22 protein-coding genes and 1 riboswitch are annotated in these 23,175 nt (G+C 71.9%); of the genes, 14 read left to right on the top strand and 8 right to left on the bottom strand.

Annotated features, from left to right (window positions below; genetic code table 11):
• Positions 1-235: 235 nt before the first annotated feature.
• Positions 236-844 carry a TenA family protein gene (locus tag E1298_RS09740; protein WP_131891389.1) on the top strand — a complete coding sequence of 203 codons (609 nt, stop codon included), beginning with the start codon at positions 236-238 and terminating at the stop codon, positions 842-844.
• Positions 845-931: 87 nt separating this feature from the next.
• On the opposite strand, the gene E1298_RS09735 is transcribed toward E1298_RS09740, so the two are convergent.
• A complete protein-coding gene (locus E1298_RS09735; RefSeq protein ID WP_207944528.1) occupies positions 932-2,017 on the bottom strand; it encodes an alkene reductase in 1,086 nt (361 codons plus the stop codon).
• 99 nt (positions 2,018-2,116) lie between these two features.
• On the opposite strand from E1298_RS09735, the gene E1298_RS09730 reads away from it, so the two are divergent.
• A complete protein-coding gene (locus E1298_RS09730) occupies positions 2,117-2,554 on the top strand; it encodes a MarR family winged helix-turn-helix transcriptional regulator (RefSeq protein ID WP_243725487.1) in 438 nt (145 codons plus the stop codon).
• Positions 2,555-2,567: 13 nt separating this feature from the next.
• Here E1298_RS09730 and E1298_RS09725 read toward each other — a convergent pair whose 3' ends face one another.
• Both E1298_RS09725 and E1298_RS09720 read right to left on the bottom strand, forming a co-directional pair.
• Positions 2,568-3,200, bottom strand: a complete 633-nt coding sequence (locus E1298_RS09725; protein WP_165975386.1) for a GOLPH3/VPS74 family protein — start codon at positions 3,198-3,200, stop codon at positions 2,568-2,570.
• Positions 3,201-3,341: 141 nt separating this feature from the next.
• Positions 3,342-4,205 carry an Fpg/Nei family DNA glycosylase gene (locus E1298_RS09720; protein ID WP_131891383.1) on the bottom strand — a complete coding sequence of 288 codons (864 nt, stop codon included), beginning with the start codon at positions 4,203-4,205 and terminating at the stop codon, positions 3,342-3,344.
• A gap of 342 nt (positions 4,206-4,547) precedes the next feature.
• Here E1298_RS09720 and E1298_RS09715 point away from each other — a divergent pair, with 342 nt between their 5' ends.
• The 3 genes from E1298_RS09715 to E1298_RS09705 are packed head-to-tail and all read left to right on the top strand — an operon-like array spanning position 4,548 to position 8,089.
• Complete coding sequence (locus E1298_RS09715) at positions 4,548-4,757, top strand: heavy-metal-associated domain-containing protein (protein WP_131891380.1); 210 nt, start codon at positions 4,548-4,550, stop codon at positions 4,755-4,757.
• Between the two features lie 37 nt (positions 4,758-4,794).
• Positions 4,795-5,724, top strand: coding sequence for a hypothetical protein (locus E1298_RS09710; RefSeq protein WP_131891376.1), 930 nt, complete (start codon positions 4,795-4,797; stop codon positions 5,722-5,724).
• Positions 5,725-5,755: 31 nt separating this feature from the next.
• Entirely contained in the window at positions 5,756-8,089 is a 2,334-nt protein-coding gene (locus E1298_RS09705) for a heavy metal translocating P-type ATPase (RefSeq protein WP_131891373.1), read from the top strand.
• A gap of 73 nt (positions 8,090-8,162) precedes the next feature.
• On the opposite strand, the gene E1298_RS09700 is transcribed toward E1298_RS09705, so the two are convergent.
• Positions 8,163-8,582, bottom strand: a complete 420-nt coding sequence (locus E1298_RS09700) for an SSI family serine proteinase inhibitor (protein ID WP_243725486.1) — start codon at positions 8,580-8,582, stop codon at positions 8,163-8,165.
• Between the two features lie 91 nt (positions 8,583-8,673).
• On the opposite strand from E1298_RS09700, the gene E1298_RS09695 reads away from it, so the two are divergent.
• The 4 genes from E1298_RS09695 (at position 8,674) to E1298_RS09680 (ending at position 13,492) form a co-directional block, all read left to right on the top strand.
• Positions 8,674-9,006 carry a rhodanese-like domain-containing protein gene (locus E1298_RS09695; protein ID WP_131891427.1) on the top strand — a complete coding sequence of 111 codons (333 nt, stop codon included), beginning with the start codon at positions 8,674-8,676 and terminating at the stop codon, positions 9,004-9,006.
• A 26-nt stretch (positions 9,007-9,032) separates the two neighbouring features.
• Positions 9,033-9,147: riboswitch (TPP riboswitch) on the top strand.
• Complete coding sequence (locus E1298_RS09690; protein ID WP_131891368.1) at positions 9,140-10,510, top strand: purine-cytosine permease family protein; 1,371 nt, start codon at positions 9,140-9,142, stop codon at positions 10,508-10,510. (Overlaps the previous riboswitch by 8 nt.)
• A 153-nt stretch (positions 10,511-10,663) precedes the next feature.
• Entirely contained in the window at positions 10,664-12,634 is a 1,971-nt protein-coding gene (locus tag E1298_RS09685) for a sensor histidine kinase (protein WP_131891365.1), read from the top strand.
• 411 nt (positions 12,635-13,045) lie between these two features.
• Positions 13,046-13,492, top strand: a complete 447-nt coding sequence (locus tag E1298_RS09680) for an ATP-binding protein (protein WP_243725485.1) — start codon at positions 13,046-13,048, stop codon at positions 13,490-13,492.
• Positions 13,493-13,763: 271 nt separating this feature from the next.
• Here E1298_RS09680 and E1298_RS09675 read toward each other — a convergent pair whose 3' ends face one another.
• The gene (locus E1298_RS09675) at positions 13,764-14,963 is read right to left on the bottom strand and encodes an arginine deiminase (protein ID WP_131891362.1); all 1,200 of its coding nucleotides are present in this window, start codon (positions 14,961-14,963) and stop codon (positions 13,764-13,766) included.
• Between the two features lie 59 nt (positions 14,964-15,022).
• Between E1298_RS09675 and E1298_RS09670 the strand changes: the two genes are divergently transcribed.
• The 3 genes from E1298_RS09670 (at position 15,023) to E1298_RS09660 (ending at position 18,775) form a co-directional block, all read left to right on the top strand.
• The gene (locus E1298_RS09670) at positions 15,023-16,237 is read left to right on the top strand and encodes an MFS transporter (protein ID WP_131891359.1); all 1,215 of its coding nucleotides are present in this window, start codon (positions 15,023-15,025) and stop codon (positions 16,235-16,237) included.
• Positions 16,238-16,495: 258 nt separating this feature from the next.
• Positions 16,496-17,680: an elongation factor Tu gene (gene tuf / locus E1298_RS09665; RefSeq protein ID WP_131891356.1), complete on the top strand. Its 1,185-nt coding sequence runs from the start codon at positions 16,496-16,498 to the stop codon at positions 17,678-17,680.
• Between the two features lie 189 nt (positions 17,681-17,869).
• Complete coding sequence (locus tag E1298_RS09660) at positions 17,870-18,775, top strand: endonuclease/exonuclease/phosphatase family protein (RefSeq protein WP_243725484.1); 906 nt, start codon at positions 17,870-17,872, stop codon at positions 18,773-18,775.
• 58 nt (positions 18,776-18,833) lie between these two features.
• Here the strand turns inward: E1298_RS09660 and E1298_RS09655 are convergent, their stop codons facing one another.
• The gene (locus tag E1298_RS09655; RefSeq protein ID WP_131891353.1) at positions 18,834-20,396 is read right to left on the bottom strand and encodes a long-chain-fatty-acid--CoA ligase; all 1,563 of its coding nucleotides are present in this window, start codon (positions 20,394-20,396) and stop codon (positions 18,834-18,836) included.
• 84 nt (positions 20,397-20,480) lie between these two features.
• Complete coding sequence (locus tag E1298_RS47960; RefSeq protein ID WP_165975385.1) at positions 20,481-20,654, bottom strand: hypothetical protein; 174 nt, start codon at positions 20,652-20,654, stop codon at positions 20,481-20,483.
• Positions 20,655-20,920: 266 nt separating this feature from the next.
• On the opposite strand from E1298_RS47960, the gene E1298_RS09650 reads away from it, so the two are divergent.
• On the top strand, positions 20,921-21,640 hold the full coding sequence (locus tag E1298_RS09650) for a response regulator transcription factor (protein WP_165975384.1): 720 nt from the start codon (positions 20,921-20,923) through the stop codon (positions 21,638-21,640).
• Positions 21,637-22,755 carry a sensor histidine kinase gene (locus tag E1298_RS09645; protein WP_243725483.1) on the top strand — a complete coding sequence of 373 codons (1,119 nt, stop codon included), beginning with the start codon at positions 21,637-21,639 and terminating at the stop codon, positions 22,753-22,755. The genes E1298_RS09650 and E1298_RS09645 overlap by 4 nt, the downstream gene beginning before the upstream one ends.
• A 3-nt stretch (positions 22,756-22,758) precedes the next feature.
• Here E1298_RS09645 and E1298_RS09640 read toward each other — a convergent pair whose 3' ends face one another.
• Entirely contained in the window at positions 22,759-23,130 is a 372-nt protein-coding gene (locus E1298_RS09640) for a hypothetical protein (protein ID WP_131891351.1), read from the bottom strand.
• Positions 23,131-23,175 lie beyond the last annotated feature (45 nt).

The following is a 23,175-nucleotide window of genomic DNA, read 5'->3' as shown; positions in this document are numbered from 1 at the left end:
CCGGCCAAGGCCGTCCGGGGCCGGGGAACAATCCCGGCGGGCCGCCGGTTACATATGTCAGCCGGTGTGCCTGGTGTCCCCGGGCCTCACCTATCGCCTTCACGGAATACCGTTCGGCTGGAGCCGTGTTGTGCCTTTCGCCGAGAGGCGACCCCACACACCGGCGCAGGACCAGGACCCCGCCAGGTCACGACCTGGCGGGGTCTGGTCTTTCCCAGATGGAAGACTTGCGGGCATGAGCCTCGTTTCGCACCTGGAGGAACTCGGCCGTCCGCTGGTCGAGGAGCAGCTCGGGCATCCGACCGTCGCGGGCATCGCCCGCGGGGACCTCGGCGAGGCGGTGTTCCGCTCCTGGCTGGAACAGGACTACCTCTTCCTGCTCGACTACGTCCGGGTCTTCTCCCGGCTCGCCTGGCAGGCTCCCGACACCCACCTCGGCGACCTCGTCGACCTGGCCCACGCGACGTTCCACGACGAGCTGGAACTGCACCGGTCGCTGTCGTCGGAGTTCGGCGCCGACCTGGAGGGCGCGAAGAAGGGCCCCGCCTGCGCCGCCTACACGTCCTTCCTCCTGGAGAGCGCCGCCTCGTACGCCGAAGGGCTCGCCGCGCTCTACCCCTGCATGTGGGGCTACTCCGCGCTCGGCGTCCGGCTCGCCGAGAACCCTCCGGCGGAGCCGCGCTATCGCCGCTGGATCGACACCTACGCCGACCCCGGCTTCGCCGCCCTGACCCGCCGCTGCGCCCAGATGATCGACGAGTCGGGCGCCGACCCGTCCCGCGCCGAGCATCTGTTCCTCCAGGGCATGCGCCACGAGATCGCCTTCTGGGACGTCCCGCTCTAGGGCGCTTCATATGGGTCTTGTTCGTCGTGAGCGCCGCGCAGCAGAACGTAGATCCATAAGAAGCGCCCTGGCTGGAATAGGAGCGGGTCAGCGCGCGTGGGCCAGGGCGGGGTAGTCGGTGTAGCCCTCGTCCCCGCCGCCGTAGACCAGCTCGGGACGGTACGGGGCGAGGGGCGCGCCGGTCGCGAACCGCGCGGGGAGGTCGGGGTTGGAGATGAACAGCCGCCCGAACGAGAAGAGGTCGGCCAGGCCCGCCGCGAGCACCTCCTCGCCCGTGCGCCGCCCGTTGGCCTCCGGCCCGTTGAAGTTGCCGATGAGCGTCCCCGACCAGCGGGGCCGCAGGTCGGCCAGCGCGCCGTACGCCCCGCGCTCGATGATGTGCAGGTACGCGAGGCCGAGCGGGTCGATGGCGTCGACGAGCGCCCGGTAGGTGCCCTGCGCGTCCTGCTCGGCGATCTCGTTCTCGGGGTTGCCGGGGGAGATCCGCAGGCCCACCCGTCCGGGCCCCACCTCGGCGGCGACCGCCTCCACCACGTCCACCGCGAAGCGGAGCCGCCCGTTCCGCGAGCCGCCGAACCGGTCGGTGCGGCGGTTGGTGTTCTCGGCGAGGAACTGCTGGATGAGGTAGCCGTTCGCCCCGTGCACCTCCACCCCGTCGAACCCGGCCCGGATCGCGTTGCGCGCCTCGGCGGCGAAGTCGGCGATTGCCGCCTCGGTTTCGGCCGTCGTCAGGGCGCGCGGGGTGACGTGGTCGACGTCGCCCAGGTTCGTGTAGATCTGCTCCGACTCGATCCGGACGGGGGAGGGCGCGACGGGCGTCGCGCCGTCCGGGAGGATGAGCGGGTGCGTCATCCGGCCCACGTGCCAGAGCTGGGCGAAGATCCTGCCGCCCGCCGCGTGGACGGCGCCGGTGACGTCCCGCCACCCCTCGACCTGCGCGTCCGTCACCAGTCCCGGGATCCCCGGGCCGCCCTTGCCGGTCGCGTTCGACCAGATGCCCTCGCTGACCAGCAGCCCGGCGGACGCGCGCTGCGCGTAGTACGCCGCGGTCAGCGGGTGCGGGACGCCGGTCTCGTCGTCCGCCCTCCCCCGCGTCATCGGCGCCATGACGATCCGGTTGGGAAGCTCCAGGTGCGGGCCTTCGTAGGGGAGCAGGAGCGGACTGTCCATCATCGCCTCCACGGAATGTGCATGTACCTGCATGAGTTGTATGCGCATGCAGATATTGGCACTGCATGTAGGCTGCTGTCAACGGAGAGCCGAGGTGGCGTGATGAGTGCTGGCGCGACGAGCGCGATACCGGTGGATGCCAAGACCTGGGACGGCGTGGTGACCCTGCACGGCCGGGTCGAGCATCTGCTGGCCAGGGCGCTGCAGCGGCGGCACGGCATCGGGCTGTCGGAGTTCCGCGCCCTGTGCCGCCTCTCGAACGCAGGCGACGGCGAGCTGCGGATGCAGGAGCTCGCCGACCTCATCGGCCTCAACCAGAGCTCGGTCAGCCGGCTCGTCGCCCGCCTGGAGGACGCCGGCCTCACCAGGCGCGACATGTGTCCCAAGGACCGCCGGGGCGTCTACACCGTGATCACCGAGGAGGGGCGCGCATTGCAGGAGAAGGCCGCCCCCACCTACCAGGCGACCCTCACCGAGGCCCTCGACGCGGCATCATCGGACCCGGGCCTCGGCCCCCTGGTCGCCCTCCTTCGCAGCTGACCCCTTGCTTGTGTCAGGAGCGGGGGGTGGCTCGGGCCGGGGTGGCGGCGGGCGCGGCGGCGCGCATCTCGGCGACGGCGGCGGCCACGGCCGGGGCCGCCCAGCCCACCGGGATGTGCTTCTCCAGGCCGGGGACCTTGGGGAACAGCTCCCGGGCGAGGTCGCAGGCGTGCGCGATGGCGAGCAGGGTCGCCGTCCGCTCGTCGGAGACGGCGCCGCCGAGCGCCGCGTCGAGACGGGCCAGGATCTCCCGCCGGGGCGCCGGGTTCAGCTCGGGATGGCTGCTGGAGGTCAGCACGCCGAGGACCCACTGCTCCTCCTCGGCCAGGACGCCCCGTCCGATCAGGCCGTTGCGCAGCCGGAGCCGGAGGGTCTCGCCGCTCAGCGCGGTGATCACGCGGGCCGCGCGGGCGCCGGGAGCCCGGACGATCTGGGCGAACGCGCCGTCCAGCTCAGGGTCGCCTGCCGGGGGGCGGGTGACGGCGGCGGGACGGACGCCGCCCGCGGTGAGCTCCACGCGGCCGGACAGCACCAGGTCGGCGAGGATCGCGCCCGCCAGCCCGAGATCGAGCTCCGCGTCGCCGATGACCGGGCGTCCGCCGGTCGGGTGGATGGCCAGCAGGAGAAGCTCGTCGGCGATCCTCATCGTGGTCGTGCTCCCTTCGCACTCACCGTCTGAGACGGCGCGGTTCCGTCCCGGGTTGGCAGGACGACCCGAAAACATCCGCGCGCGTCGGACGGGACGTCTCCATGGTGGAGGCTCCGGGGACGACCGTCCACGGTGGACCTACTTCAGGAGGCGGGACATCCGCCGATCGGCGAGGGGCTTGCCGCCGGTCTGGCACGTCGGACAGTACTGCAGGGACGAGTCGGCGAACGACACCTCCCGGATGGTGTCGCCGCACACCGGGCACTTCTGGCCGGTGCGGCCGTGCACGCGGAGGCCGGTCTTCTTCTCCCCCTTGAGGTCCTGGGCCTCCAGGCCGCGCGAGCGCTCCACGGCGTCCCGCAGCGTGGTGACGATCGCCTCGTGCAGCGTCGCGACGTCGTCCTCGGTCAGGGACGAGGCCATCTTGAACGGGGACATCCGGGCGACGTGCAGCACCTCGTCGGAGTAGGCGTTGCCGATCCCGGCGATGATCTTCTGGTCGCGGAGCAGGCCCTTGATCTGCGCGCGCTTGCCGCCGACGATCCCGGCCAGGACGGCGGTGGTGAACGACCCGTCCAGCGGGTCGGGCCCGAGCGAGGCCACGCCCGGCACCTCCGCCGGGTCGCGGACGACGTACACCGCGAGGCCCTTCTTGGTGCCGGCCTCGGTGAGGTCGAACCCGGACCCGTCGTCCAGGTGGACGCGCAGCGCGAGCGGGTTCTTGCCCCCGGGGCGGACGGGCCTGGACGGGATCTCGTCGCGCCAGCGCAGCCACCCGGCGCGCGCCAGGTGGATGACGAGGTGCAGCCCGTCGACGTCCAGATCGAGGAACTTGCCGTGCCGGGCGGCACCGGTGACGGTGAGCCCGCCCAGCGCCGTCACCGGCGGGTCGTACGTCTTCAGCGCGGAGATGGCGAGAACATCGGTCCGGGCGATGGCGTGGCCGACCACGCGCTCCCGCAGGAAGTCCGTCAGCGCCTCCACCTCAGGTAGCTCAGGCATGTCAACAAGTATCGGCGATGACGGCGACGAAGCCGTCCACAGGGCTGTGGATACCTGTGGACAACTCTGTGTGTAACCCGGAATCCACCTGGCCCCACGGGCTTTTCGAGGTCCATACCTCCGTAAATGTCGACAAGGTGGCGGGCAGATGACAGGAGGCGCGGCCCCCAGGGTGTGGATAACTCCCTGCCGCGGGCGAGGTCCGGCCGGGCCGGAACTGTGACCGGGATCTCGAAACAACCCCTAGGGGGTAGGGGTTGTTAAGGGTGAAGCGTTATGGCACGATGAGGTCCACGAGATACCCCCCCAGGGTACAAACCAGGCAACCGAGGAGGACACGACATGAGCACCGCCACCGCCTACACCGTCGCCGGGATGACCTGCGGGCACTGCGTCAGCGCGGTCACCGAGGAGGTCGAGCGGGTCGCGGGCGTCACGAGCGTGGACGTGGACCTGAAGACCGGCACGGTGACCGTCACCAGCGACGGCCCCGTCGACGCCGCCCTCATCCAGGGCGCCGTCGAGGAGGCCGGTTACGAACTGAAGCAGTGAACGGCAGCAGCCACGACGCGAGACGAGGCGAAGGACGATGAACACCGCGACCAAGCTGGGGGTCTACGCCCTGGGACTGGCGGTCGTCTTCGGGGGCGCCGCGGGAGCCGGCAAGATCGTCGGCCCTGTGGGCGCCACCGCGGACACGGGCGGGCACGAGGGCCACGGCGCCCACGCCGCCCCGGCCAAGGCGGGCGGCCCGATACCCGGCGGCCTCCAGGTGTCCCAGGACGGCTACACCCTGAGCCCGCAGCGGACGACGTTCACCCCCGGTGAGCTGACCGACTTCCGGTTCACCGTGAACGGCCCGGACGGCAAGCCCGTCACCCGCTTCACGCCCCTGCACGGCAAGCGGCTCCACCTGATCATCGCCCGCCGCGACCTGTCGGGATTCCAGCACCTGCACCCCCAGGAGGTCGGCGGGGGCGTCTGGGCGGTGGCCCTGGTGCTGCCGAAGGCCGGGACGTACCGGTTCTTCACCGACGTCCACCCGGAGGGCGCGAAGCAGCAGCTCACGCTGGGGACGGACATCGCCGCCCCCGGCGACTTCACGCCCGCGCCGCTGCCGAAGGCCGAGCCGTTCGCGAGGGTGGACGGCTACGAGGTCGAGCTCGTCGGAAGCCTGGTGCCCGGGCGCACCAGCAAGCTCACGCTGTGGGTGAGCCGGAACGGTGAGTCGGTCACGAACATCCAGCCGTACCTGGAGGCGTACGGGCACCTGGTCGCGCTCCGGGAGGGTGACATGGCCTACCTCCACGTCCACCCGGACGGCGAGCCCGGCGACGGCAAGACGAGGCCGGGTCCCGGCATCACGTTCTACGCCGAGGTGCCGAGCGCGGGCGCTTACCGTCTCTACCTGGACTTCCAGCACGAGGGCAAGGTCCGCACGGCCGAGTTCACCGTGAACGCCGGAACGGCGGGCACACCGGCGAAGGAGCCCGAAGAGGGCCACACCCACACGCACTGACATCCCGGACGAGCGAGGAGAAGGAGGAGCGATGACGACCGGCGCCGTACCAGACGCGGAACCCGGACGGATCGAGCTGGCGATCGGCGGGATGACGTGCGCGTCGTGCGCCGCCCGGATCGAGAAGCGCCTCAACAAGATCGAGGGCGTGACCGCGACGGTCAACTACGCCACCGAGAAGGCCAGGGTCGAGTTCCCCGAGGGGGTATCCCCGGACGAGCTGATCGCCTCGGTCGAGAAGGCCGGCTACACCGCCGAGCTGCCCGTCCCGCCCAAGGACGAGGGCGGGGCCGAGGACGAGCCGCCGGACGGCCTGCTGGCTCTGCGCCAGCGGCTGGTCGCCTCCGTGGTGCTCTCGGTCCCGGTCATCGCGATGGCGATGATCCCCGCCCTGCAGTTCGAGAGCTGGCAGTGGCTGTCGCTGACGCTGGCCGCGCCCGTCGTGGTGTACGCGGGCTGGCCGTTCCACCGGGCCGCGCTCACCAACCTGCGGCACGGCGCCGCGACGATGGACACGCTGGTCTCGGTCGGCACCCTCGCCGCGTTCGGCTGGTCGCTGTGGGCGCTGTTCTTCGGGACGGCCGGCGAACCGGGCATGAAGCACGGCTTCGAGTTCTCCATGACCCGCTCGGACGGGTCGATGAACATCTACCTGGAGGCCGCGTCCGGCGTCATCGCGTTCATCCTCGCCGGACGCTACTTCGAGGCGCGGTCCAAGCGCCGCGCCGGAGCCGCGCTGAAGGCCCTGCTGGAGCTCGGCGCCAAGGAGGTCTCGGTCGTCCGGGACGGTCCCGCCGGTGAGAGCAGGGAGGAGCGGATCCCGGTCGACCGGCTCGCGGTGGGGGACGTGTTCGTCGTCCGTCCCGGCGAGAAGATCGCCACGGACGGGACGGTCGAGGAGGGCTCGTCCGCCGTGGACGCGTCCCTGCTGACCGGCGAGTCCGTCCCGGTGGAGGTCGGGCCCGGCGACGCCGTGGCCGGCGCGACCGTGAACGCGGGCGGGCGGCTGCTGGTGCGGGCCACCCGAGTCGGCTCGGACACCCAGCTCGCCCAGATGGCCCGGCTGGTCGAGGACGCGCAGACCGGCAAGGCGCAGGTCCAGCGGCTCGCCGACCGGATCTCGGGGATCTTCGTCCCGGTCGTCATCGCGCTGGCCGTCGCCACCCTCGGCTTCTGGGCCGGGACCGGCACCGGGATCGCCGGCGCGTTCACCGCGGGCGTCGCCGTGCTGATCATCGCCTGCCCGTGCGCGCTGGGCCTCGCCACCCCGACGGCCCTGATGGTCGGGACGGGGCGCGGCGCGCAGCTCGGCATCCTGATCAAGGGCCCGGAGGTGCTGGAGTCCACCCGCGCCGTCGACACCGTCGTCCTGGACAAGACCGGCACCGTCACCACCGGACGGATGGCCCTGGTCGGCGTCCACACCGCCGACGGGGTGGACACGGGCGAGGTTCTCCGCCTGGCGGGCGCCCTGGAAGACGCGTCCGAACACCCCATCGCGCAGGCCATCGCCAAGGGCGCCGCCGAGCGGGCCGGGTCGCTCGGCACCGTCGAGGACTTCGCCAACGTCGAGGGCCTGGGCGTCCAGGGCATGGTGGACGGCCACGGCGTCCTGGTCGGCCGCCCGCAACTGCTGGCCGAGTGGTCGCAGCACCTCACCCCCGAGCTCGACGAGGCGATGCGGACCGCGCAGGCCAAGGGCCACACCGCCGTCGCGGTGGGATGGGACGGCGCCGCCCGCGCGGTGATCACCGTCGCGGACCAGGTCAAGCCCACCTCGGCCGAGGCGATCCGGCAGCTGAGGGCGCTCGGCCTGCGGCCCGTGCTGCTGACCGGCGACAACGAGACCGTCGCCCGGACGGTCGCGGACGCCGTCGGGATCGATGAGGTCATCGCCGAGGTCCTCCCGCAGGACAAGGTGGACGTCGTCAAGCGCCTCCAGGGCGAGGGGCGCACGGTCGCGATGGTCGGCGACGGCGTCAACGACGCGGCGGCGCTCGCCCAGGCCGATCTCGGCCTGGCGATGGGCACCGGCACGGACGTGGCGATCGAGGCGTCCGACCTGACCCTGGTCCGCGGCGACCTGCGGGCCGCGGCCGACGCGATCCGGCTGTCGCGGCGGACGCTCGCCACGATCAAGGGCAACCTGTTCTGGGCGTTCGCCTACAACGTGGCCGCACTGCCGCTGGCCGCGACGGGCCTGCTCAGCCCGATGATCGCCGGTGGCGCGATGGCGTTCTCCTCGGTCTTCGTGGTCAGCAACAGCCTGCGGCTGCGGCGGTTCAAGCCGCTGACCGGCGGTACCGTCCCCGCCGGGACGGCCGCCCCCGCGGAGAAGCGCGCGGAGGTGACGGCAGCGCGCTGAACGGACGGCAGAGGGCCCCGGCCAGGTCTGGCCGGGGCCCTCTCGCGTACGAGCCGGAACGGGGATGGCTCGTTCAACGGACCTTGGGAACGTTGCCGAACAGCGGGCCGACGGCGCTCCACCGGTAGAGCTGGCAGCCGTCCTTCCGGGTGAACTTGGTGTCGATGGGCTTGCCCTGCCAGGTGCCCTTGACCGTCGCGATCTCCGGGCCGCCGTAGATCTGCGTGCACATCTGGTCCTTGGGCACCGGCTTGAAGGGTTCCTTGGCCTTCGCCAGTGCCGTGCACGCGTCGGCGGCCTTGGGGTGGTCGCCGCCGGGCGGGGCGCAGTTGAGCGTCCAGGTCTTGGCGGGAGCCTCGGCCGAGGCTCTCACCTGGACGGTCAGGGTGTCCGCCGGAGTAGCGGAGGGCTTGACCGAGGTCGTGCCCGAGGGCTGGTCGGCGGACTTGCTCGTGGACTGTTCGTCGCCGCAGGCCGCCAGTGAGAGGATCATGGCGAGGCCGGGCGTCGTGAAAAGGAGCGTCCGATACCGCATGAGTGATTCGACGCGGCGGGCCCTCGCGCGGTTCCATGGGGGTGTGATGATTTTCGGGGACGATGTGCCGGCGGTGATCGCCGCCGACGTTCCGCAGGACGCGTACCTGCTGGACGTGCGGGAACAGGACGAGTGGGACGCGGGTCACGCGCCGGAAGCCGTCCACATCCCCATGGGCCAGCTGAGCGACCGCGCCGGAGAGGTCCCGCGCGACCAGGAGATCTTCGTCATCTGCCGGTCGGGGGCGCGGTCCGCGCAGGTGACGGTGGCGCTCAACCAGGCGGGCTGGCTGGCGAGGAACGTCGACGGCGGGATGAAGGGCTGGGCCGAGGCGGGCCGTCCGATGGAGAACGGCGGCGAGGGTCCGCCGTACGTCGCCTGAATTTCGGGCGCTGTACGATCATTTCGACCGATATCCGCGGGAGCTCGGGCCGACCGGGCTGAGAGGGCGACCTCCAAGGCGTCGCCGACCGCATGAACCTGTCCGGGTAATGCCGGCGTAGGGAGCGTGTCGCATGACGTCCGCCGTCGAAGAGCGCCCTCGGGACGAGGCGCCGTACACCCTCGACGAACCGGCGCCGAAGGTCCTCGGGTTCTGGGACCAGAGCGCCTTCTGGGCCAACCTCGGGGTCAGCCTCTTCGCCTTCTCCGGCGCGTACACCGTGCTGGCGCCGGACGCGGACGGCAAGCCCACGCTGTCGATCGTCGCCGGCATCGTCGCGATGACCGCCGGGACGATCCTGGGCGGGCTGATGCTCGGCCTGGCGGCGGCGCCCGGCGCCCGGACGGGCAAGCCCGCGATGGTGCTGCTGCGCGGGTTGTTCGGCGCGAAGCTGTCCTATCTGCCGACCGTGCTCAACATCGCGCAGCTCGTCGGCTGGGGCACGTTCGAGCTGATCGTCATCGCGGACGCGGCGCGCGCGCTCTGGGACGGCGTCCCGCGCTGGACGTACGTCGTCGCCGCCGGGGTCATCACCACGGTGCTGACCATCTGGCCCCTGGGCTCGGTGCGGCTGCTGCGCCGGTACGTGACGGTCGCGGTGATGGTCGCGCTGGTCTACTTCTACGTCCAGCTCGTGCGCGAGCCGCTGCCCGACCTCACGCAGGGGTCCTGGGGCGGCTTCTGGATCGGTGCGGACGCGGCGCTGGCCGTGTCCATCTCCTGGGTCCCGGTCGCCGCCGACTACACCAGGCACGCCCGAAGCGCGCGCGGGGCCTTCGGTGCGGCCTCGATCGGCTACTCGGTCACGCAGATCATCGCCTACATCCTCGGGCTGCTGGCCCTGGCGCTGGTCGCGGGCGACTCCACGAAGGTCTTCGACCCGTTCCTGAACGTCTCGCTCGGCGTGCTGTTCTTCGCGGTGTTCGTGCTCCGCGAGGCCGACCAGTCGTTCGCCAACGTCTACTCGACGGCGGTCTCGATCCAGAACCTCGTCCCGCGCGCCGACCGCCGCGTCCTGACGATCGCGCTGGGCACCGGCATCACCGTCCTCGCCCTGGCGCTGGACATCGGCGACTACGCGGGCTTCCTGTCGCTGATCGGCTCGGTGTTCGTGCCCATGCTCGGCGTCCTCGCGGCGGACTTCTTCTTCGGACGGGGCCGCGACCTCGCCAGGTCCCGCGGCGTCTCCGGCGGCGGACCCGGCTGGGACACCTCGCGGACGGCGCCGTCCCGCTGGGGCATGGTCGTCGCCTGGGCGGCCGGCTTCGTCGCCTACCAGCTGATCAACCCCGGCACGGTCAGCCGGTGGGCGGGCTACTGGGAGGACGTGCGGGACGCGCTGCACTTCACCCCGCAGAGCTGGATGAGCGCCTCCCTGTCGTCGTTCCTGGTGGCCGCGGCCGCCGCCCTACTCATCGGTAGGATCCGGCGGGCCGCGCGCTGACCGGCGCGCCGCGGCGCGCCCGGGAGGTCCGCGCCTGACGGCGGTTTCGATGTCCTTGGGCCCTTGAAGTGGCGTTCTTCCGCTGGTCGCCCGCCTCTGGTGGGAACTTTTCAGCGCTGGTTGCCACGCGCCGCGCCCGGGTCCGGTGGCACGATGACAGGCGTGTACCACCACGTCCACGATCCGATCGCGCGCGCCGTCATCGAGAGCGCCGCTGATGCGATCGTGGCCTTCGACCAGAAGCACCGCGTCACGGTGTGGAATCCGGCGGCCGAGCGGATGTTCGGCTGGACGGCCGAGGAGATGGTCGGACGGGTGCCGCCGATCGTCCCGGACGAGCTGAAGGCCGAGCAGAACGCGGTGCAGGAGCGGCTGCTCACGCGCCGCGTGGGCCCCGAGGCGGCCAAGGATGGGGCCGCGGGCGACGGCGGGCAGATCTCGATCGCGACCCGCCGCTTCCACCGGGACGGCCGCCTCATCGACGTGCGCATCGACACCAGCCTGCTGAAAGACCCGGCCGGAACGCCGCTCGGCTGGGTCGGCGTGTACCACCCGGCCGAGGACGACGAGATCGTCCAGCACTACATGACCGAGCGGGCGCGGCTCGTCCGGCGGCTGAACGACATCGTCGCCGACCTCAACGCCGAGCTCGATCTGGCCGTCGTCCTCGACCGGATCACGACCGCGCTGATCGAGCTGACCGGCGCCGACGCGGGCGGCTTCGTGCGGATCGAGGGCGAGCGGCTGCGCCTGGTGAGCATGTCCGGGCTGCCCGAGCACATGCGCGGCACGTCCGCCGACCTGCGGTCGAGCCTGGTCGGCGAGCTGCTGCGCTCCGGCAAGACGGTGAAGCTCGCGACGGGCGAGCAGCGTCTCGGCGACCTGATCTGGTCGGAGCTGGACGGTCTGCACACCATCGCGCTCGGCCTGTCCTACCTGCAGAACCGTCCGTACGGGGCGCTGTACGCGCTGTTCTCCGGACGCAACGCCGGGCACACCGAGCTGGAGCTGCTGGAACTGCTCGCCGGGCACGCGGGCGTCGCGGTCGGCAACGCCGTCGCCTACGCCGAGGTCGTCCGGCAGCGCGCGCACGAGCGGGCCGTCATCGACTCCAGCGCCGACGGCATCGCCGTGCTCGACCACGACCTGGTCGTCCGGCAGTGGAACCCGGCCGCGCACACCCTCACCGGCATCCCGCCGGACGACGCGATCGGCCGCCCGCTGCCGTTCACCATGCCCGCGCTCGGCGAGATGCTCACCTTCCCGCTGGAGTCGGGCATCTGGCTGAACGTGCTGGCCGCCGAGATCGAGGAGACCGGCGAGCTGGTGGTCGACTTCCGCGACGTCTCGGAGGCCAAGGCCCTGGAGGAGGCCAAGGACCTGTTCCTCGCCACGACCAGCCACGAGCTGCGCACTCCGATCACGGTCGTCCAGGGGTTCGCGTCCACGCTGGTCAACCGGTGGGACGAGCTGGCCGGCACCGACCGCCGAGCCGCCGTGGCCACCATCGCCGAGCGCGCCCAGTCACTCGGCCGCCTCGTCGAGCACCTGCTGCTCGGATCCCGCGCGGGCGCCGACGAGCTGGCCGTGACGATCGAGTCGTTCGACCTGCGGCGCGTCCTAGAGGGCGTGGTCGCGGGCTTCCGGTCCCTTTCGCCGCTGCACCGCGTCGAACTGGCCGTCGCACCGGACCTGCCGTCCGCGCGGGGGGACGCGATGGCGACCGACATCGTCCTCGGGCAACTGCTGGAGAACGCCTTCAAGTACTCGCCCGACGGCGGGACGGTCCGCGTCGGCGCCCACACCGAAGGCGGCGACATCGTCGTGACGGTCGCGGACGAGGGCATCGGCATCGCGCCCGGCGACCATGAGCGGATCTTCGAGCGCTTCGTCCAGGGACAGGCCGGGGACCGCCGCCGCTTCGGCGGCATCGGCCTGGGCCTCTACATCGTCAAACGCCTGACCGAGGCGCAGGGCGGGACGATCTCCGCACATCCGGTGAACTTCAATCGTGACGCATCTCACGTTGGCGCCCCGGGGGTCGAGAACGGGTCCCGCCCCCCGGATGGCGAGGGCTCCGGGGAGGGCACTTGCATGCGCCTCTCGCTACGTCGAGCAGGGTGAACGCGGCGTTCCGGCGGACCGGTCATTAGTCACACAAAGTAAGGGATAGTGGCCGGATCCGGACAGGTGACAGTGTGGTGGCCCGATCTTGCCGGGAACTTGACAGGTGGAAAGGTGGCCGTCTGCGGGAAAGTACGGTGTCGACAGGGTGTGACGGACGAAACGTGCGCGCGAGGAGTAATCCGCCGTTGGCTGGATAGATCCATCGTTGGTCGCCGTTGGTGACGACATTCCGTTCCACCGCGTTCCGACACCGCAACCGGGGGTGATCACCGTGACCGGACGGCCGGTGACTCGTTGTGCAGGTGGCACACTGGGGCGTTCAGGTTTCCGGATCGGACCTTCAGGGCATTTCGGTCGTACCGGAAGAGGGACGGCGGGTCCCGTCCGAGCCAGCGAAACCACGGGGAGGTGAGAGCGTCGAGCGTCGTACTGCTCCCACACGCACCGTCCAGCGTCGCGGTCGCCCGCAAGCGCCTCAGCTCTGAGTTGGTCGCCTCAGGGGTCTACGAATCCATCGTGGACGACGCCAGCGTGATCGTCAGCGAACTCATCAGCAACGCCCTCCGCCACGCGCGCCCCCTGCCGTCCGGCCAGGTCCGCGTCTGCTGGCTCCGCCGCGGCGACCTCCTGGAACTCGAGGTCAGCGACGGCGGCGCCATGACCGAACCCCGCCGAGGCCCCGGCACACTCTCCTCCCTAGGCGGCCGCGGCCTAGGCATCGTCGAGTCGCTCTCCGAAGGCTGGGGAGTCCGCCACGAAGACGGCTCCACCACCGTATGGGCCGTCCTAAGAGCTCCCCGCGCCCCAAACTCCAACGACGCAGTCGCCCCCGTCGGCGCCCAAGCACTGCGCTAGTTGCGGTGCTCTTAGGTCTTGAGATGGCCTACGGCTCCAGCGAAACAACAGCCGAAGACACGGCGGACCTCAGCGGAGCCAGCGGACCTCAACAGAAGGCTTGAGCCGGAAGTGTCAACGGCCGAAACGTTGCGATCGCGTGCGAAGCCAGGTTCGAGCTTGCGAGAACCTGATCGCGCAGCGAGCCGCCAGGCGAGACGGAGCGATGCCAGCGATCGCCGCAGTGCCCGCCGAAGGAGGGCGTCCAACGCCCGACGCCAAGGGCACTGAATTAGACACGCAGGATTGGGCAGGACATGCAGCGGGGGCCACCTCGGCCGGTGCCTAGTTCGCTGCCGGTGATGCGGATGACCTCTATGCCTGCGGCTTCTAGTTGCGCGTTGGTCTCTATGTTGCGTTCGTAGGCGACGGCCAGACGCGGGCCTACGGCGAGGGTGTTGTTGCCGTCGTCCCATTGCTCGCGCTCGGCGGTGACGGGGTCCAGGCCGGTGTCGATCACCTTGAGGCGGTCCAGGCCCATGGCGTCCGCGGCGGCTTCCAGGAAGGGGCGGGGCTCGGTGACCTGGAGGTCGCCATTGACCAGGGTGACCGTGTAGGCGGTCAGGGAGTGGGCCACGGGCGGGTACATGACGACGGTGTCGACGTCGACCATGGTGCAGACGGTGTCCAGGTGCATGGTGGCCCGCTCCTGCGCGATCGGGACCGCGAGGACGGTGTGGGCCAGGCCCGGCGGGATGACCTGGCGTGCCAGCCGCTCGACGCCCGCGGGGGTCGTCCGCTCGCCCGTGCCGACGGCGATCACGCCGGGGCACAGCAGGAGGACGTCGCCGCCCTCCAGGTGTTCCAGCGCGGGCGAGTACACCGGCTCCACCCCGGCGAACCGGGGGTGGTGCGCGTAGATCAGGCCGGTCAGGGCGGCCTCGCGGCGGCGGGCCTCCATGGCGAGGCTCGTCACCGCCACCCGGTCGCCGATCCAGGTGCTGTTGTCGCGGGTGAACAGCAGGCCGGGCAGGGGGTCGATGATGAAGTCGAGCCGGTCCATCAGCCGGTAGACCAGGCCGTGCCCGGACTTCAGCTCCTCGTGCGCCAGCCCTGCGATCAGCGTGTGGGACAGGACCTCGGGGTCGAGGTCGCGCAGGTACCCCTCGACGACGCGGCGGAGCTGGTCGCCGAGCCGCAAGTCGGCGGTGGCGTCGATGATCGCCTGATCGCGCGCGGCCTCGTACTCCAGCGCGTCCTGGAGCAGTTCGGTGACGTACAGGACCTCGACGCCGCGTGACCGCAGCGCCTCGGCGAACGCGTCGTGCTCCTCCTGGGCCCGGCCGACCCAGGGGATGGCGTCGAACAGCAGCTTGTCGCTGTTGCGCGGGGTGAGCCGCTTCAGCTCCGCGCCCGGACGGTGCAGCAGGACGGTCCGCAGCCGCCCGACCTCGCTGGTCACCCTGTGCTCGTGCGCCGTCGAATCCGTCACCTTCCCGAGTCTAGGCGGCCCTTGATCGGCCCGTGCCGGGGGTGTGGCACGATTCGGGAGTGATCGGCCGTCCCGCGGCGCTCCCCCTGCATCTCACCGCCGCCACCCTCCTCCGGGTGTCCGCCGAGGGCATGGCGACGGCGCTCGTCCTGAGCGTCCAGGCCCGGACGGGGCACGCCGCCACCGCCGGGTACCTGCAGACCGCGATGACGCTCCCGTACGTGCTGAGCGGGCCGGTGCTCGGGAACGCGATCGACCGGGTGGCCCGGCCCCGCCGGATGGTGGTCGCGCTGGCCGCCGGCTACGCCGCCGCGACCGCCCTGCTGCTCCTGACGGCGGGCCGCTCGCCCATGGCGCTCGCGCTGTGCCTCGCCGCCGTGATCGGGTGCACCGAGCCGATGGTCGTGGCGCTCACCAGCCTGCTGCCGCGGTTCGTCCCCGCCGAACGGCTCTCCCGCGCGTACGGGCTGGAGGCGTCCAGCTACAACCTCGCGGCGATCGCGGGCCCCGGCATGGCCGCCGCGCTGGCCGCGTCGATGGGCGGGCAATACGCGGGGATCGCGATCGTGGCCAGTGCCGTCGTGGGGCTCCTGGTGCTTCCCCTGCTCCCGTTCCCCGGCCCACAGAAGGACGAGACGCCGCCCGGACGGTGGACCGGGGTCGTGACGGGCGGGCTCGTCGTCCTGGTCGAGGGGCGGGTGCTGCGGGCGCTGACGGTGGCGACGACCCTGGCGTGGCTGGGGTTCGGCGGGGTGGCGGTGACGGCCGTCCTGTTCGCGCAGCACATCGGCGCCGAGCCGAGCGCGGGCGGGCGGCTGCTGGTGGCGATGGCGGTCGGGTCGCTGCTCGGGTCGCTGGTGTGCAGCCGGTGGCTCACGCCCCGGCACGCCGAGCCGGTGATGCTCGGCGGGCTCGTCGCGTTCGGGGCGTCGCTGGCCGCCCTCGCCGTGACGCCGTCCGTGCCGTGGGCGATGGCCGCGTTCGCCGCCGCGGGCGTGTGCGAAGGGCCGGTGTTCGCGGCGACGCTGATGCTCCGGCAGCGCGAGTCACCGCCGGGGCGGCTCGGCCAGGTCAACACCACGGCGGGCAGCCTCAAGATCGGGGCCTCGGCGGTCGGGGCGGCGTTGACCGCCGCGTTCGCCGACGCGGTGGGGCCCGTCGGGCTCGTCCTGGCGATCGCCGCGTTCCAGTTCGCCGGCGCCGCGCTGGGCCTGCTCCTCCTGCGGGTGGCGCCGAAGGGAAAATCGATCGACTTCCGCCGCCGCTCCTCGTAGCCTGCGGAACATGTTCCTCGCAGCCGGCACCCGGACGCTCGCAGGCCACTGCCTGCTGAGCGCGGTGCCGGCTGCCTCCTCGGCAGCGGCAGCCGTCGACGACGGCGCGCGAAGCTGACCCCTCTCCGTCCCACCTCCGGAGAACCAGCGGAGGGGGGTGGTCCAGAACCGCGGGCCCGCCCCGGCCGTCCCAACGGCCGGTGATGCCCGCGCGGGTTCTCACGTGTCCGTTCCGGATTCCAGTGAGGACGAAAGACCATGGCCAAGCAGCTGTACGAGCGCGACAAGCCCCACCTGAACATCGGCACGATGGGGCACGTCGACCATGGCAAGACCACCCTGACGGCCGCGATCACCAAGGTGCTCGCCGACCGCGGGCTGGCGTCCGCCGTGCCGTTCGAGGGCATCGACCGCGCCCCCGAGGAGCGCGACCGCAGCATCACCATCAACGTCGCGCACGTCGAGTACGCGACGGCGAACCGCCACTACGCCCACGTCGACATGCCAGGGCACGCCGACTTCGTAAAGAACATGATCACTGGTGCGGCGCAGGTGGACGGGGCCGTGCTGGTCGTCTCGGCGCAGGACGGCGCGATGCCGCAGACCCGCGAGCACATCGTCCTCGCGCATCAGGTGGGCGTCCGCCACATCGTGGTGGCGCTCAACAAGGCCGACATGGTCGAGGACACCGAGCTGCTCGACCTCGTGGAGCTGGAGGTGCGGGAGCTGCTGTCGGAGTACGGGTTCCCCGGCGAGGAGATCCCGGTCGTGCGGGTGTCCGGCCTGCGGGCGCTGGAGGGCGACCCGTACTGGACGGCCCGGATCGGCGACCTGCTCGACGCGATCGACGCGTACGTGCCCGTCCCCGAGCGGGTTCTCGACCGGCCGTTCCTCTTGCCGGTGGAGAACGTGCTCACGATCACCGGGCGCGGCACCGTCGTGACCGGCGTCGTGGCGCAGGGCTCGATCCGCCTCGGCGACGCCGTCGAGGTCGTCGGGCTCGGCGACTCGTTCGGCACGGTCGCGACGGGGCTGGAGACGTTCGGCCGGTCGATGGACCACGCGGAGGCGGGCGACAACACCGCCATGCTGCTGCGGGGCGTCCGCCGCGACCAGGTACGGCGCGGCCAGGTGATCAGTACGCCGGGCGCGATCCGGCCGCACACGCGGTTCCGGGCGCGGGTCCGCGTGCTGACCGGCGCGGAGGGCGGCCGGAGCAGGCCGTTCTTCCACGGCTACCGGCCGCAGTTCCACTTCCGCACCACGGACGTGGCCGGCGGTGTGGACCTCGGTGGCGAGGGCGGCATGGCGCTGCCCGGCGACGCGGTCGAGATGGCCGTCGAGCTCGGCAAGCCGGTCGCGATGACCGAGGGGCTCGGCTTCGCCATCCGCGAGGGCGGCCGGACGGTCGGCGCCGGCACCGTGATCGAGGTGCTCGGTTAGCGGTGCCCCGGCGCGGGGTCCGGCGGGTGCGCGCACCCGCCGGACCCCGTTCCCAGGCCCGCGCGCCGCGATCGTCGCCTGAAATCGTCATTCGCCGAGTGACTCGGTCGCGAACCGCTGGCGGACGCGATCTTGATGTGGTGGGATTCCGGCATCGACCCCGCTGATCCACCCCCTCCTGGAGAACGTGTGCGATCTCCCCGCGCCCTGCTTCCCCTGCTCTCGGTATGCGGTGCCGCGGCGGTGGTCACCGCCGCCGGTGCCGGCGCCGCCATCGACGGCCTGTCCGGCGGCGGCCCGGCCCACGCAGACGGCGAGCGCGGGACCCCCGCGGTGACGATCCAGGCCGTGACGTGGAACGTGTGCGGCGAGGCGGCCCCCGGCTGCCCGCTCGGCGCGCGGCCCGCGGAGCTGGCGAGGCGGATCGTCCAGCAGGCGGCCTCCACCGAGGTCGGAGGACGGAGGGTCAGGCCGAACGCGGTGTTCCTCCAGGAGGTCTGCGCCGGGCAGGTCCAGACCCTCAAGAAGGCCGGACGGCTGGCCAAGTGGAGCTGGGCGTTCGCGCCGTTCACCCGCGGACCGGCGTGCGCGGACGGCCAGGGGCGGCCCGGCGTCGCCGTCGGCACCGATGCGGCGCTCACGGGCGTCCGGCAGGTGCGCCTTCCCTCGCCCGTGCGCCTCGGCCGGGTGGCGTTGTGCGGGGACGTCGCGGCCTGGGGAACCCGGATCTGCACCACCCAGCTGAGCTCGCCCGCCTGGGACGAGGACCCGCGCGGCGAGTGGCGCCGCAAGCAGGCCCGCGCGCTGGCCTCCCTGGCGGGCACCGGCGGCCGCGTCGTCGTCGGCGGGGACCTCGCCGCCGGGCCCGAGAGCCCCGCGTTCGACGTCCTCTACCGCGACTACTCCGAGTGCGACCAGGGCCCCGGCCCGGCCCGCACCGGCGCTAAGACCGTCCAGGACTGGCGGGGCGCCGCCGTGGAGAAGAACGACTACCTGTTCCTGTCCAAGTCGGCCGGCGTCTCGTGCGGCGTGCCCGCCGCCCCCGTCCGCGCGTCGGACCACCGCCCGCTCTCAGCAGTGATCAACTTCCGCTAGGGCCCCAGGGCATGTCCGGTGGATCTTCAGTCGGCGACCAAGATCCGCCGGACACGCCCTAATGGACGGCGCGGTCCTCGCCCTCCCAGTACGGGGCGCGCAGCTCGCGCTTGAGGATCTTGCCGGTGGGGTTGCGGGGGATGGTGTCGCGGCGCTCCACCGACGTGGGGCACTTGAAGTGCGCGAGGCGGGCTCGGCAGTAGGCGATGAGGTCGGCGGGGGGCACGTCCTCGGTCAGCACGACGATCGCCTTCGGCGTCTCGCCCCACTGCTGGTCCGGGACGCCGATGACCGCGCAGTCGCCGACCGCCGGGTGCCCCATCAGGACGTTCTCGACCTCCGCCGGGTAGACGTTCTCGCCGCCCGAGATGATCATGTCCTTGACGCGGTCGTGGATGTAGAGGTAGCCGTCCTCGTCGAGGTAGCCGGCGTCGCCCGTCCGGAACCAGCCGCCCGGCAGCAGCGCGGACGCCGTCGCCTCCGGCATCCCCCAGTAGCCCTTCATGTTCTGCGGCGTCCGGCAGAGGATCTCGCCGACCTGCCCCGGCGGCATCTCCTCCTGCGTCGCCGGGTCGGCGATCTTCAAGGCGCAGGTCGGGTTGGGCAGGCCCGCGCTGCGCAGCCGGTGGGAGTTCGGGCCGTCCGGGTCGTGGTCCTCTACGGGCAGCATGGTGATCGCGCCGGTGGTCTCCGTCAGCCCGTAGACCTGCATGAACCCGGTCGTGGGCAGCATCCGCATGGCCCCGCGCAGGACGTCCTCGCTGATCGGCGACGCCCCGTACAGCAGCAGCCGCAGGCTCGACATGTCGCATTCGGCCACCTCCGGGATCAGCTGCATGAACTGCATCAGCACCGGGACGAGGAAGATGTGCGTGACGCGGTGCCGCTCGATCCCCCGCGCGATCGCGGTCGGGTCGGGCTCGCGCGCGATGACGCCCGTGAGCCCGTCGAAGACCACGCAGACGGTGAGCGCGTTGCCCGCCACGTGGTACATCGGCATCGCGATCATCATGACCGTGGAGTCGTCGATGTTCCACAGGTCGCTGGACAGCGGCAGCACCGCGTTGAAGTTGTCGTGCGTCAGCATCACGCCCTTGGGGAGGCCCGTGGTGCCCGACGAGTAGAGCTGGACGAAGACGTCCGCGGTGTCGATCTCCCGCTCCAGGTGCGGCGCGGCGTCTCCGGCCGCGCCGATCCACTCCGCGTAGTCGTGGTGGGGGTGGCCGGAGCCGCCGATGACCACCAGGTGAGTCGTGTGCTTCAGCTCGTCGCCGATCGCGTCCAGGACCGGGACGAAATCCGCCCCGACGATGAACACCTTCGCCTGCGCGTCGTTGACGATGTAGGCGACCTCGTTCGGCGCCAGCCGGTAGTTGACCGGGACCTGGACGGCCCCGATCCGCGCCGCCCCGAAGAGCTGCTCGACGTACTCCAGCGAGTTCTTGTCGAGGACCGCGATCCGGTCGCCGCGCCCCACGCCGGAGGCCGCCAGCGCCGCCGCGGCCTGGTCCGCTCGCCGGTCGAAGTCCCGGTAGGTGATCTCGGTGTCGCCCGCGATGAACGCGATCCGATCGGGGTGCAGCTCCGCGCGTTCGCGCAGCACCTCAGTCAGGCCCGGCACGGTAGGTCCTTTCGCCGATGACCGCCTTGTTGTCTCGGCATCATGCGGTCACCGGCGAAGCGCGGGCAAGAGGGGCGGGCCGCCCTATCGACCGGCTTTCGACATCTTCGAGACGAGGGTGACGGCCAGCACGACCAGCACCGCCACGAAACCGATGAAGAAGAAGACCTTCAGCATGGAGAGGATGGCGCCGATCACGCTCATCACGAGCCAGATGGCGAGCACAACACCGATAATGGTGAGGATTGTCTTTCCCATGACCCCACCGTATTCGCTGGCCCCTGGACCGTCATCACCCTCCGGGACGACCCTGGATCTCATACCACCCGCCGTGCGGCCGAGGCCCACCCTGAGGCCCCTGGGGTCCCGGCCCTGAGGCCCGTCAGGGACCGGCCGCCGGCACGTCCGCCCCGTGATCACTTCCTTACGGAGTGGTGACGCGTGGGGTGGAAGACGTCCGCGGGGCCGTAGCGTGAAGGGGTGATCTCTCTGCTCGCGTCCGCGTACGGCCTGGTGAGGGCCCGGTGGTGACCCACGCCGGCCGTGTCCTCGTAGTGGACGACGACCCGACGGTGGCCGAGGTCGTCGCCCGCTACCTGGCCCGCGACGGGTACGACGTCGAATGCGTGGCCGACGGGCGCACGGCGCTGCGCAAGGCCCAGGACCGCCCGCCCGACCTGGTCGTCCTCGACCTCATGCTCCCCGGGATGGACGGCCTGGAGGTGTGCCGGCGGCTCCGCGAGACCTCGACCGTCCCGATCGTGATGCTGACGGCGCTCGGCGCGGAGACCGATCGTCTCGTCGGGCTGGAGACGGGCGCCGACGACTACGTGACCAAGCCGTTCAGCCCGCGCGAGCTGGCCCTTCGCGTCCGGTCGGTGCTGCGGCGGGCGCGGGGCGCGCTCGTCCCCACCGGGGCGGGCGGCCCGCTGAGCGACGGGGACCTGGTGGTCGACGTGAGCGCGCACGAGGCGACGCTGCGCGGCGGGCGGCTCGCGCTCACCGCCCGCGAGTTCGACCTGCTGGCGTTCCTGCTGCGCAACCCGAGGCAGGCGTTCACTCGCGACGAGCTGCTCGAACGCGTCTGGGACTGGTCGTTCGGCGACTCGTCCACGGTCACCGTCCACGTGCGGCGGCTCCGGGAGAAGATCGAGGACGACCCCACGGCGCCGCGCCGCATCGTCACGGTCTGGGGCGTCGGGTACCGCTACGAACCGCGCGCGTCACAGGGAGGGGGCGGATGATGATCCCGTTCGAGGACCTTCTGTGGGTCGTGTTCTACGCGGCGCTGGCGGCGCTCGTCGTCGCGGCCGTGGCGCTCGGGCTCCTGTACGGGCTGCGGGGGCGGTCGGTGGCCACCCAGCTGATCGTCGTCGGCGCGGCGACGGTGCTGGCGACCATCTCGGGCATCCTGGTGATCTCGTTCATGATGCTGCTGAACGACCACGACCGCGCCGTCGTCCTCGCGGTGGTCACCTCCGCCGGGCTGGTCGCGATGGCGGTGTCGGTGCTGCTGGGGCGGCGCCTGGTGGCCGCGAACCGGATGCTCGTCGAGGCAGTGCGCGCGGACCGCTTCCGTCCGCCCGCCGCCCGCCTGCCCGCCGAGCTGGCCGAGCTGTCACGCGAGCTGGAGGCCGCCTACGACCGGCTGGCCGCCGCGCACGAGCGCGAGCAGGCGCTGGAGGCGAGCCGCCGCGAGCTGGTCGCGTGGGTGAGCCACGACCTGCGCACCCCCCTCGCCGGCCTCCGCGCGATGGCCGAGGCGCTGGAGGACGAGGTGGTCGCCGACGAGGGCACCGTCCACCGCTACCACGGGCGGATCCGCGTGGAGGTGGAGCGGCTCACCGAGATGGTGGACGACCTGTTCGAGCTGTCCCGGATCCACGCGGGCGCCCTCCGGCTGTCCCGGCGGCGCGTGGGCCTGGCGGACCTGGTCGCCGAGGCGGTCGCGGGCGCGGAGGCGCTCGCCCGCGCCAAGGGCGTCCGGATCCGCGGCGACGTCCGCGAGGGGCTGCCCGTCCGGGTGGACGCGGGGGAGTTCGGCCGGGCGCTCCGCAACCTCGTCGTCAACGCGATCCGGCACACGCCCAGCGACGGCGCGGTCGAGATCATCGGCGAGGTGCGCGACGGCGAGGCCCGCGTGACGGTGGTGGACGCCTGCGGCGGCATCCCCGAGGCCGACCTGCCCCGCGTGTTCGACGTCGCGTTCCGGGGCGAGGCGGCCCGCACGCCCGGCGGCGGCGCGGGCCTCGGCCTCGCGATCGCCCGTGGCATCGTGGAGGCCCACGCCGGCAGGATCGGAGTGGCGAACGCCGGCCCCGGCTGCCGCTTCGAGGTCCGCCTCCCCCTGACCGTCTGACCGTCAGCGGTTCAGGGCTTCGTCGATGGCGCGGACGGTGGGGCAGGGCCAGCGCCACATGCAGGCGCGGCAGCGCCGGATGGGGTTGTCGGGGTCGCTGGAGATGCCCCCCGACTCCTGCGGCCGGTGCAGGTCGAGCAGGCGCACGGACAACTCGGCGAACGTGATGACCTCGTCCCGGGCCCCGGAGAGGAAGGCGAGGTCCTCGCGGGAGAGACGCGTCCGGATCGGGACGAAGCCGTCCTTGTTCATCAGACGGGACAGGTACTGCGTGGACGTCCGCCAGGAGGTGGACTTCTCGGAACGCGCCCGGATCGTCTCCAGCCGTTCGCGCAGCCGTGCCTCTCGCGGGTCGGTCGTCCGGTCGGCCTTCATCTGCGGCGCACCCCCCACTGCATGATCGCGGATGGCGCGCCACGG

Origin of the sequence: Actinomadura rubrisoli (assembly GCF_004349215.1) — a bacterium.
Lineage (GTDB): Bacteria > Actinomycetota > Actinomycetes > Streptosporangiales > Streptosporangiaceae > Spirillospora > Spirillospora rubrisoli.
Note: the sequence above shows the minus strand (reverse complement) of the source record. Positions and strands in the feature narration are given on the sequence as shown.